The sequence below is a fragment of the Streptomyces chumphonensis genome (genome assembly GCF_014779715.1).
GTDB classification, from domain to species: Bacteria; Actinomycetota; Actinomycetes; order Streptomycetales; family Streptomycetaceae; genus Streptomyces; species Streptomyces chumphonensis.
In genome coordinates, this window is the sequence record NZ_JACXYU010000001.1 from 199,796 (window position 1) to 210,710 (window position 10,915).

Annotated in this window: 11 protein-coding genes; all 11 read right to left on the reverse strand. The window is 72.3% G+C overall.

What is annotated here, in order from left to right; genetic code table 11:
• Positions 1 to 85: 85 nt before the first annotated feature.
• The gene (locus tag IF129_RS00710) at positions 86 to 421 is read right to left on the reverse strand and encodes an RNA polymerase-binding protein RbpA (RefSeq protein ID WP_191207407.1); all 336 of its coding nucleotides are present in this window, start codon (positions 419 to 421) and stop codon (positions 86 to 88) included.
• A 173-nt stretch (positions 422 to 594) separates the two neighbouring features.
• Positions 595 to 828, reverse strand: a complete 234-nt coding sequence (gene secG / locus IF129_RS00715; RefSeq protein WP_191207408.1) for a preprotein translocase subunit SecG — start codon at positions 826 to 828, stop codon at positions 595 to 597.
• A gap of 167 nt (positions 829 to 995) precedes the next feature.
• Complete coding sequence (tpiA, locus tag IF129_RS00720) at positions 996 to 1,772, reverse strand: triose-phosphate isomerase (RefSeq protein ID WP_191207409.1); 777 nt, start codon at positions 1,770 to 1,772, stop codon at positions 996 to 998.
• A gap of 6 nt (positions 1,773 to 1,778) precedes the next feature.
• Positions 1,779 to 3,002: a phosphoglycerate kinase gene (locus IF129_RS00725; protein ID WP_191207410.1), complete on the reverse strand. Its 1,224-nt coding sequence runs from the start codon at positions 3,000 to 3,002 to the stop codon at positions 1,779 to 1,781.
• Positions 3,003 to 3,126: 124 nt separating this feature from the next.
• The gene (gene gap / locus IF129_RS00730) at positions 3,127 to 4,131 is read right to left on the reverse strand and encodes a type I glyceraldehyde-3-phosphate dehydrogenase (RefSeq protein WP_191207411.1); all 1,005 of its coding nucleotides are present in this window, start codon (positions 4,129 to 4,131) and stop codon (positions 3,127 to 3,129) included.
• Positions 4,132 to 4,313: 182 nt separating this feature from the next.
• Complete coding sequence (gene whiA / locus IF129_RS00735; protein ID WP_191207412.1) at positions 4,314 to 5,291, reverse strand: DNA-binding protein WhiA; 978 nt, start codon at positions 5,289 to 5,291, stop codon at positions 4,314 to 4,316.
• Positions 5,282 to 6,304 (reverse strand): gluconeogenesis factor YvcK family protein, encoded by a 1,023-nt coding sequence (locus IF129_RS00740; protein ID WP_191207413.1) that lies wholly within the window; start codon positions 6,302 to 6,304, stop codon positions 5,282 to 5,284. Before IF129_RS00740 ends, whiA begins: the two co-directional genes overlap by 10 nt.
• Positions 6,301 to 7,245, reverse strand: a complete 945-nt coding sequence (gene rapZ, locus IF129_RS00745) for an RNase adapter RapZ (RefSeq protein WP_381481138.1) — start codon at positions 7,243 to 7,245, stop codon at positions 6,301 to 6,303. Before rapZ ends, IF129_RS00740 begins: the two co-directional genes overlap by 4 nt.
• Positions 7,246 to 7,285: 40 nt before the next feature.
• A complete protein-coding gene (gene uvrC / locus IF129_RS00750; protein ID WP_191207415.1) occupies positions 7,286 to 9,271 on the reverse strand; it encodes an excinuclease ABC subunit UvrC in 1,986 nt (661 codons plus the stop codon).
• A gap of 75 nt (positions 9,272 to 9,346) precedes the next feature.
• Positions 9,347 to 10,003: an MBL fold metallo-hydrolase gene (locus IF129_RS00755; protein ID WP_191207416.1), complete on the reverse strand. Its 657-nt coding sequence runs from the start codon at positions 10,001 to 10,003 to the stop codon at positions 9,347 to 9,349.
• A 67-nt stretch (positions 10,004 to 10,070) separates the two neighbouring features.
• Complete coding sequence (locus IF129_RS00760) at positions 10,071 to 10,823, reverse strand: maleylpyruvate isomerase family mycothiol-dependent enzyme (RefSeq protein ID WP_191207417.1); 753 nt, start codon at positions 10,821 to 10,823, stop codon at positions 10,071 to 10,073.
• Between the last annotated feature and the right edge of the window lie 92 nt (positions 10,824 to 10,915).

The following is a 10,915-nucleotide window of genomic DNA, read 5'->3' on the forward strand; positions in this document are numbered from 1 at the left end:
TCAGCCCATCCTTGTCGTCCGTTCCCCGCCGGAGACGACCCTATCGGGGCCGGATGGACCGATCCGCGCACCGGGAGCGGAACGACTAGATCTCGCCCCGGAGTTTGGCGAGGGCCTCGGCGAGGATCGCCTCGCCGTCCGCGTCGGACCGGCGTTCGCGCACGTAGGCCAGGTGCGTCTTGTACGGCTCCGTGCGCGGCGGGTCCGGGGGGTTGTCCTGGTCCGTGCCCGCCGGGAAGCCGCAGCGCGGGCAGTCCCAGGTGTCGGGAACCTGCGCGTCGCTGGCGAAGCTCGGCTTGGTCTCGTGTCCGTTGGAGCACCAGAAGGAGATGCGCAGGCGCGGCGCGGACTCACCGCGCTCGGCCTCACCCATCGGCCCCGCCCCGACCCTGCTGCCCCGGATCGCGTTGCCACCTGCCACGGTCGTAACTCCCTGCCTCAAGGTGCTGCGAAGTCGCCCTAGTGTACGTAGGGCCCAACGCGCGTCCCCGTCCGGGAGTTACCCCGCGAGGTGGAACGCGGTCCTCATGATAGGCAGCAAGGTGGCGTCCCTGTCAGCGGTGCGGCACCGGCCGGGCGGCGCCGGGGACCGCCTCAGGAGGACTTCATCATGATGCCGAGGGCGACGATGATCGCGAACCAGATGATCCCGACCACGATGGTGATGCGGTCCAGGTTGCGCTCGGCCACCGAGGAGCCGCCGACGGAGGACTGCATGCCGCCGCCGAACATGTCGGAGAGGCCGCCGCCCTTGCCCTTGTGCATCAGCACCAGCAGCATCAGCAGCGCGCTGAAGACGAGCAGGGCGATCGACAGACCCAGTTCCACGGTTGGACCAACTCTCGGACTACGGAAAACGGACGGTGGGGGTGGCGCCGCTCCGGCGCCGGGTGCACCGGTGGGTGCGGGCCCGGGGTGCGGGACCGGATCGCAGCGTGATCCGGTCCCGCACAGCCTACGACGGGAACGCCCCGCGGGCCCAGCCCGGCGGTGGGCTACTGGTCGCGGAAGCGGACGATCTTGACGAACTCGTCCACGTCCAGGGAGGCGCCGCCGATGAGCGCGCCGTCCACGTCCGGCTGGGCCATGATCGCGCCGACGTTGCCCGACTTGACCGAGCCGCCGTACTGGATGCGGACCTTGTCGGCCAGCTCGGTGTCGTACAGCTCGCCGAGACGTCCCCGGATCGCGTGGCAGACCTCCTGCGCGTCCTCCGGCGTGGCGACCTCCCCGGTACCGATGGCCCACACCGGCTCGTAGGCGATGACGAGGGTCTCCGCGTCGGCGGCGGGGACGTCGGCGAGGGCGCCGTCGAGCTGCGCGAGGGTGTGCGCGACGTGGTTGCCCGCCTTGCGGACGTCCAGGCCCTCACCGACGCACAGGATCGGGGTCAGGCCGTGCTTGAAGGCCGCCTTGACCTTCGCGTTGCACAGGGCGTCGTCCTCGTGGTGGTACTGCCGCCGCTCGGAGTGGCCGACGACGGCGTAGCTGCACTTCAGCTTGGCCAGCATCGGGCCGCCGACCTCGCCGGTGTAGGCGCCGGAGTCGTGCGCGGAGATGTCCTGGGCGCCGTAGGTGATCTTCAGCTTGTCGCCGTCGACCAGGGTCTGCACGGAGCGCAGGTCGGTGAAGGGCGGCAGGACGGCGACGTCGACGCCGTCGTAGTCCTGGTCCGAGAGGGCGAAGGCGAGCTTCTGGACGTGCGCGATGGCCTCAAGGTGGTTGAGGTTCATCTTCCAGTTGCCCGCCATGATGGGCGTGCGGGAACTCATGGTGGTTCAGTCCTCCAGTGCGGCGAGGCCGGGGAGCGTCTTGCCCTCGAGGTATTCGAGGCTGGCGCCGCCACCGGTCGAGATGTGGCCGAAGGCGTCGTCGGCGAAGCCGAGCGTGCGCACGGCGGCGGCGCTGTCACCGCCGCCGACGACCGTGAAGGCCGGGCTGTCGGTGAGCGCCTGGGCGACGGCCCGGGTGCCTCCGGCGAAGTCCGGGTGCTCGAAGACGCCCATGGGCCCGTTCCAGAACACGGTCGCGGCGTCGGCGAGCTTCGCCGCGTACAGCTTCTGCGACTCGGGGCCGATGTCCAGCCCCATCCGCTGCGCGGGGATGGCGTCGGCGGCGACCGTGACCGGGTGCGCGGGGGCCTTCGTCGCCAGGTCGGGGAAGGCGTCGGCGGCCACGACGTCCACGGGGAGGACGAACTCCACCCCGCGCTCCTTCGCCCGCTCCAGATAGCCGCGCACGGCCGGGATCTGGTCCTCCTGGAGCAGCGAGTCGCCCACGTCGTGGCCCTGCGCCCTGAGGAAGGTGTAGGCCATGCCGCCGCCGATCAGGATGCGGTCGGCCTTCTCCAGCAGCTGTTCGATGACGGCGAGCTTGTCGGAGACCTTCGCGCCGCCGAGGACGACCGCGTAGGGCCGCTTGACGTCGTCGGTGAGCTGCTTCAGCACACCGACCTCGGTGGCGACCAGCCCGCCGGCGGCGTGCGGCAGCCGTCGGGGCAGGTCGTAGACGGAGGCGTGCTTGCGGTGCACGGCACCGAAGCCGTCGCCCACGTAGGCGTCGGCCAGGGCGGCCAGCTCGTCGGCGAACGCGGCGCGCTCGGCGTCGTCCTTGCTCGTCTCGCCGGGGTTGAAGCGGAGGTTCTCCAGCAGCGTGACCTCGCCGTCGCCCAGAGCGGCGACGGTGGCCTTCGCGCTGTCCCCCACGGTGTCGGCGGCGAACGTCACCGCTCCCCCGCCGGTGCCGGCCAGCAGCTCGCCCAGCCGCCGCGCGACGGGGGCGAGGGAGAAGCGCGCCTCGGGCGCCCCCTTCGGACGGCCCAGGTGCGAGGCGACGACCACCCGCGCACCGGCGTCGGCGAGCTTCAGGATCGTCGGCACGGCGGCGCGGATGCGGCCGTCGTCGGTGATGGTGTCCCCCGCGAGCGGGACGTTGAGGTCGGCGCGGACGAAGACCCGCTTCCCGGCGACCCCTTCGGTGACGAGTTCGTCGATCGTCTTCATACGGTGATGTGGCTCCTTGGAGTTCGGCCCTGCGACATGGAACGAGGCCCGTGCGGCGCGCCGGTGCGCCGCACGGGCCTCGTTCCGGTCACTACTTCTCGGTGCCTGAAGGACCGCGGCGGTCCTACAGCTGGTTGCCGACGAAGAGGGTCAGGTCGACCAGACGGTTCGAGTAGCCCCACTCGTTGTCGTACCAGCCGACGATCTTGACCTGCTTGCCCATGACCATGGTCAGCGAGGAGTCGAAGGTGCACGACGCCGGCCAGTTGACGATGTCCGAGGAGACGATCGGGTCGATGGTGTACTCCAGGATGCCCTTCAGCTGACCCTCGGCGGCCTTCTGGAACGCGGCGTTGACCTCGTCCTTGGTGACCTCCCGCTCCAGCTCCACGACCAGGTCGGTCACCGAGCCGGTGGGCACGGGGACGCGCATCGCGATGCCGTCCAGCTTGCCCTTGAGCTGCGGGAGGACCAGGGCGGTGGCCTTGGCGGCACCGGTGGACGTCGGGATGATGTTCTCCGCGGCGGCGCGGGCGCGGCGCAGGTCCTTGTGCGGGAAGTCGAGGATGCGCTGGTCGTTGGTGTAGGCGTGGACCGTCGTCATCATGCCCTTGACGATGCCGAAGCTCTCGTCCAGGACCTTCGCCATGGGCGCCACGCAGTTGGTGGTGCAGGAGGCGTTGGAGACGACGTGGTGCTCACCGGCGTCGTAGGCGTCGTGGTTGACGCCCATGACCACGGTGATGTCCTCCTCCTTGGCGGGGGCGGAGATGAGCACCTTCTTGGCGCCGCCGGCCAGGTGCTTCGCCGCGTCCTCGCGCTGGGTGAAGATGCCGGTGGACTCGACGACGACGTCGACGCCCAGCTCGCCCCAGGGGATGTCGGCCGGGTTGCGCTCGGAGAGGACCTTGATGGTCTTCCCGTCGACGGTGATGGTGTCGGCGGTGTGCGTGACCTCTGCCTTGAGGCGGCCCAGGATGGTGTCGTACTTCAGCAGGTGCGCCGTGGTGGCGGTGTCGCCCAGGTCGTTGACAGCCACGATCTCGATGTCCGCGCCCTGCTCCAGGAGCGCGCGGAAGTAGTTGCGACCGATGCGGCCGAAGCCGTTGATGCCTACGCGGATCGTCACGAAACCGATCTCCTCGTCAGGTACGCCGGAAGAGGGTTCCGGCGAGCTTGTTTGGGTTGTCCCCGACCACCTTCGACCCTACCGCGCCGATGTGGCCCCGGTGACATCGACCGGCCCCGCACCGTGGCGATCCGGCCCTCGCCGGGCCCCGCCGGGGCGGTGACCCGTACGACCGGCCGGCGTCAGCCGACCATCTCCTCGGTCAGCGTGGATTCCGTGCCCGGCAGTCCGAGATCCGAGGCGCGCTTGTCGGCCATCGCGAGCAGCCGCCGGATGCGCCCGGCCACGGCGTCCTTCGTCAGCGGCGGGTCGGCGAGGGCGCCCAGCTCCTCCAGCGACGCCTGCTTGTGCTCCATCCGCAGCCGCCCGGCGGCGGCCAGGTGCTCGGGCACCTCCTCCCCGAGGATCTCCAGAGCCCGCTGCACCCGCGCGCCGGCCGCCACGGCCGCGCGCGCCGAACGCCGCAGGTTGGCGTCGTCGAAGTTGGCCAGCCGGTTCGCGGTGGCGCGGACCTCCCGGCGCATCCGGCGCTCCTCCCACGCCAGCACGGACTCGTGCGCGCCGAGCCGGGTGAGCAGCGCCCCGATGGCGTCGCCGTCGCGGACGACGACACGGTCCACGCCCCGCACCTCGCGGGCCTTCGCGCCGATCTGCAGCCGGCGCGCCGCGCCGACGAGCGCGAGCGCGGCCTCCGGGCCCGGGCAGGTGACCTCCAGCGAGGACGAGCGGCCCGGCTCCGTCAGCGAGCCGTGGGCGAGGAACGCACCGCGCCAGGCGGCCTCCGCGTCGCACGTGGCGCCGGAGACGACCTGCGGCGGCAGTCCGCGGATGGGGCGGCCCCGGCCGTCGACGAGGCCGGTCTGCCGCGCGAGCTGGTCACCGCCCGCGACCACCCGGACGACGTAGCGGCTGCCGCGCCGAAGCCCACCGGGAGCCATCACCACCAGGTCGGACTTGTGTCCGAAAATCTCCTCGATGTCTCTGCGCAACCGCCGCGCGGCGATGGCGGTGTCCAGCTCGGCCTCGATGACGATGCGCCCGCTGACCAGGTGCAGCCCGCCCGCGAAACGCAGCATGGAGGAGACCTCCGACTTGCGGCAGCAGGTCCGGGTCACGTGGAGCCGGGAGATCTCATCCTTCACCGCTGCCGTCATCGCCATGGGCCGATCCTTCCGTGCATCCGAAAAATACGGTCGTACGCCGCGGCCAGCCGTACCGGGTCGTGGCGGGCGTCGCTGTCCTGCGCGGCCACCGCCGCCAGCTCCACCGTGCCGCCCAGCCGCTCGGCGGCCTCGCGCAGACTCTGCTGGTCGGGGACTGCATCCTGGTCCGCCAGCACGACGTCGAAAGCGAGTTTAGGGGCGTGTCGGGCCAAAACCTCCAAATGACGCTGCGGGGAAAAGCCTGCGGTCTCCCCGGGCTGGGGTGCCAGGTTCAGCGACAGGACGCGCCGCGCCCGGGTCTCGGAGAGGGCCTGGAGCAGCTCGGGCACGAGGAGGTGGGGGATCACCGAGGAGAACCAGGAACCGGGGCCGACGACGACCCAGTCGGCGTCCAGGACGGCCTCCACGGCCTCCGGGACGGCCGGCGGGTCGGCCGGGACGAGCCGCACCTCCCGCACCTCGCCGGGGGTGAGCGCGACGGTGGCCTGGCCCACGACGGTGCTCGTCTCGTCGGGACGGTGCGGATCGTGCCCGCGCACCTGCGCCTGGAGCCGGAGCGGCACGGCCGACATGGGCAGGACGCGGCCGTGCGCGCCCAGCAGCTTGCCGACGAGGTCGAGCGCGGCCACGTGATCGCCCAGCTGCTCCCACAGCGCGACGATCAGCAGGTTGCCCACGGCGTGTCCGTTCAGGTCGCCGCAGCCCGCGAAGCGGTGCTGGACGACGCGCGCCCACGTCCGGCCCCACTCGTCGTCCCCGCACAGCGCGGCGAGCGCCTTGCGCAGGTCGCCCGGGGGAAGGACGTCCAGCTCGGAGCGGAGCCGGCCGCTGGAACCGCCGTCGTCCGCCACGGTGACGACGGCGGTGAGGTCACCGGTGATCCGCCGCAGCGCGGTCAGCGAGGCGGACAGCCCCATGCCGCCGCCGAGCGCGACGACCTTGGGCTGCCGCTTGCCGGAAAGGAGCCCGCGCCTGCGCAGCCGCAGCGAACGGCCGGTGACCGCGCTCATTCCCGTCCCATGTCCCGGTGTACGACGACCGTCTCCACCCCTTCGGCGGACAGCCGCCGCCCCAGGCGCTCGCTCACCGCGACGCTGCGGTGCTTGCCGCCGGTGCAGCCGATGGCGATCGTGACGTAGCGCTTGCCCTCCCGGCGGTACCCGGTGGCGATGAGCTGGAGCAGCTCCGCGTAGCGGTCCAGGAACTCCTTGGCACCGGGCTGGTCGAAGACGTAGTCGGCGACCTCGGGGCTGGTGCCGGTGAAGGGCCGCAGCTCGGGCACCCAGTGCGGGTTGGGCAGGAAGCGGCAGTCGGCGACCAGGTCGGCGTCGACCGGCAGGCCGTACTTGTAGCCGAACGACATCACCGTGGCCCGCAGCTCGGGCTCCTCCTCCCCGGCGAACCGGGCGTCCATCTTGGCGCGCAGCTCGTGCACGTTGAGCCCGGAGGTGTCGATGACCAGGTCGGCGTCGCCGCGCAGCTCGCGCAGGAGGTCCCGCTCGGCCTCGATGCCGTCGACGATCCGGCCGTCCCCCTGGAGCGGGTGCGGGCGTCGCACGGACTCGAAGCGGCGCACCAGCGCGTCGTCGGACGCCTCCAGGAAGACGGTGCGGCGGGTGACGTGCTTGGCCTCCAGGGTGGCCAGCGACTCCTTGAGCGCGTCGAAGAAACGCCGACCGCGGACGTCGACGACGACCGCGATGCGGGCGACGTTGCCCTGGGAACGGGCGCCGAGGTCGACCATGGTGGGGATCAGTGCGGGCGGCAGGTTGTCCACGACGAACCAGCCCAGGTCCTCCAGGCACTTCGCGGCCGTGCTGCGGCCGGCCCCGGACATGCCGGAGATGATGACCAGTTCGGGGACGGTCAGGTCCTCCGCGCCGTTGCCCTCGGCCGGCGTGCCCGCGTTCACGTGTGCTCCCGTGTCGTTCTCTGTGCGCTGCTGGTCCATGATCTCTCCCCCGGTCTCGGTGCTGCGGGCGGGTGCGCCCTCACCGTTCATCATCGTCGATGATTTCGCCCGTGGTGGTGTTGACGGCGGGAACGGGCCGTGACGAGCCGGCGAGCGCGGCGGCCACGGTCTCGGCGGTCTTGCGGCCTATCCCGGGGACCTCGCAGATCTGTTCGACGGTGGCGGCGCGCAGCTTCCTGACCGACCCGAAGTGCTTCACCAGCGCCTGTTTGCGGGCCTCGCCCAGGCCCGGCACGGCGTCCAGCGGCCCCTCCTTCAGCGCCTTGGAGCGCTTGCCGCGCTGGTAGCGGATGGCGAAGCGGTGCGCCTCGTCACGCACCCGCTGCAGCAGGTAGAGCCCCTCGCTGCTGCGCGGCAGCACCACCGGGTCGTCGTCGCCCGGCACCCACACCTCCTCCAGCCGCTTGGCCAGCCCGCAGACGGCGACGTCGTCGATGCCCAGCTCGTCCAGGGCCCGGCGGGCGGCGGCGACCTGCGGCTGACCGCCGTCCACGACGACGAGCTGCGGCGGGTAGGCGAACCGCTTCGGCCGCCCGTCGACACCGCGCGAACCCGTCTCCGGCGGCTCGTCGTCCTCCTCCGGGACCGCCCACTCGCCCGTCTCCCGGCGCTCGGCGAGATAGCGGCGGAAGCGGCGGCCGACGACCTCGTGCATGGCGCGGACGTCGTCCTGCCCGGCGAAGGACTTGATCTGGAAGCGGCGGTACTCGCTCTTGCGGGCCAGCCCGTCCTCGAAGACGACCATGGAGGCCACGACGTCGTCGCCCTGGAAGTGCGAGACGTCGAAGCACTCGATGCGCAGGGGGGCCGACGCCAGGTCCAGCGCCTCGGCGATCTCCTCCAGGGCGCGGGAGCGGGTGGTGAGGTCGGAGGCCCGCTTCGTCTTGTGCAGGGCCAGGGACTGCTGCGCGTTGCGCTCGACCGTCTCCATCAGGGCGCGCTTGTCGCCGCGCCGGGGGACGCGGAGGCTGACGCGCGCGCCCCGGCGGCCGGTCAGCCACTCGGCGACGGGCTCGACCGGCTCCGGCAGCGCCGGGACGAGCACCTCCCGGGGCACGGCCTCTCCCCGCTCCTCGCCGTAGAGCTGCTGGAGGGCGTGCTCGACGAGGTCGGCGCTGCTGAGCGCCTCCACCTTGTCGGTCACCCAGCCGCGCTGGCCGCGCACCCGCCCGCCGCGCACGTGGAAGATCTGCACGGCGGCCTCCAGCTCGTCCTCGGCCAGGGCGATCAGGTCGGCGTCGGTGGCGTCGGTGAGGACGACGGCCTGCTTCTCCATGGCCCGCCGCAGGGCCCCGATGTCGTCCCGCAGCCGCCCGGCCCGCTCGTACTCCATCTCCTCGGCGGCCTCGTGCATCCGCTGCTCCAGGCGCCGCAGGTAGGTGCCGGTGCGGCCGGCCACGAAGTCGCAGAAGTCCTCGGCGAGGTCGCGGTGGTCCTCGGCGCTGATCCGGCCCACGCAGGGCGCCGCGCACTTGCCGATGTACCCCAGCAGACACGGCCGTCCGATCTGCGCGGAGCGCTTGAAGACGCCGGCGCTGCACGTGCGCACGGGGAAGACGCGCAGCAGCAGGTCCACCGTCTCGCGGATGGCCCAGGCGTGCCCGTAGGGGCCGAAGTAGCGCACGCCCTTCTTCTTGGCGCCGCGCATGACCTGGACGCGGGGGAACTCCTCGTTCATCGTCACCGCGAGGAACGGATAGCTCTTGTCGTCGCGGTACTTGACGTTGAAGCGGGGGTCGAACTCCTTGATCCAGGTGTACTCCAGCTGGAGCGCCTCGACCTCGGTGCCGACCACCGTCCACTCCACGGAGGCCGCCGTCGTCACCATCGTGGCGGTGCGCGGGTGCAGGTTCGCCACGTCCTGGAAGTACGACGAGAGCCGCTGCCGCAGGCTCTTGGCCTTCCCGACGTAGATCACCCTGCGGTGCTCGTCACGGAAGCGGTAGACGCCCGGGGACTCGGGGATCTGCCCGGGCGACGGCCGGTAGCTGGACGGATCTGCCATGCCGTCCACCCTACGTGCGCACGGTGACAGGACCGGTGCGTCCCGTCCCGCCCCACGGCCGGCCGGGGCGGGCCCTCACCAGCCGCGTTCGCGCCACTCGGCGAGGTGGGGGCGCTCGGCGCCGAGCGTCGTGTCGGCGCCGTGGCCGGGGTAGACCCAGGTCTCGTCGGGCAGTTCGGCGAAGAGCCTGGTCTCCACGTCGTGCAGCAGTGACGCGAAGTGGTCCCGGTTCCCGAAGGTGTTGCCCACGCCACCGGGGAAGAGGCAGTCGCCCGTGAAGAGGTGCGGGTGGCCGTGGGGGTCGTCGTAGACCAGGGCGACCGAGCCGGGGGTGTGGCCGACGAGGTGGCGGGCGGTCAGCCGGAGCGCTCCGAAGGAGACGGTGTCGCCGTCCGCGAGGGGCACGTCGGTCGGGACGGGGATGCCCTCGGCGTCGTCCCGGCCGGCGTAGGTGCGCGCGCCGGTGGCCTCCACCACCTCGGCGAGCGCCTGCCAGTGGTCGCCGTGCCGGTGGGTGGTGACGACGCCGGTGACGCCGTCGGCCCCGATGAGGCCGAGCAGCGTGCCGGGCTCGTTGGCGGCGTCGATGAGGAGCTGTTCGCCGGTGGCACGACAGCGCAGCAGGTAGGCGTTGTTGTCCATGGGCCCGACGGCGGCCTTGGAGATGATCAGATCGGCCAGTTCGTGGACGTCGGCCGGGCCGCCGACCGTGACCTTTCCGGTGTAGGACATGTGGACTCCTGTGCGGCGGGGCCACGGCCGGTGGGGGCTGCGGCCGGTGGGCGGGGGCGGTGGGCGGTCAGAGGGGCGGCAGGACGGGCAGCGTGCCGGTCGAGGCGGTGAGGCCGGTGCCGGGGGTGCGGCCCGCGAGCCAGCACGCCAGGGCGGTGGCGGAGCCGGTGACCACGACGGGACCGGTGGCGTCGCCCAGGCCGTCGGGCCCGCCCGGCTCCGCCGCCCGGCCGGTGCGCCGGGAACGGCCGTCGTCGGTGCGCAGCTCGGTGGCGGGGACCTCGGCGTTGCCGGAGAAGCGCCGGGCCAGGTAGGCGATCAGGCGCTCGGTGAAGGCGGCCGGCAGGGCGTCCGGGCCGTGGCCGAGACCGAGGTCGAGGTGGTGCAGCTCGACCTCGACCTGGCGGCGGAAGGGGATGGCGCCGACGCGGTCGGTGACGCCGTTGCGGAGTTCGACGGTCCGCTCCCAGGCGTCGCCGTCGCCGCCCGCGTAGCGGGCGAGGACCTCGTCCAGGCGCCGGGCGGTGTCCCGCAGGTCGTCGAGGTGGGCGGCCAGGGGGCGCGGGGCGTCCCGCTCGATGTCGGCGTCCCGTGCCTCGGCGCTGACGTACATGGGCCGGCCTTCGAGGACGTTGACGAGGGCGTCGGCGTTGCGGGCGAGGTGGGCGAGGACGTGGCCGCGCGTCCAGCCGGGCAGGCGGGAGGGCTCGGTGAGGAGCGCGTCCGGGCCGGTGGGCCCGTCGGCGTGCTTCTCGAGCGCGGCCAGGAGCGTGTCGGTGGACTCGCGGAGTGCGGCGACGTCGTGCTGTGGCGAAGTCATGATCCAACGCTAGCGCCGCCCCACGTTCGGGTGAAGTCGGCTCCCGGAGCCGCGGACGGCCGAAAATCGAATGTGCGTGCTATAAGGTCGCG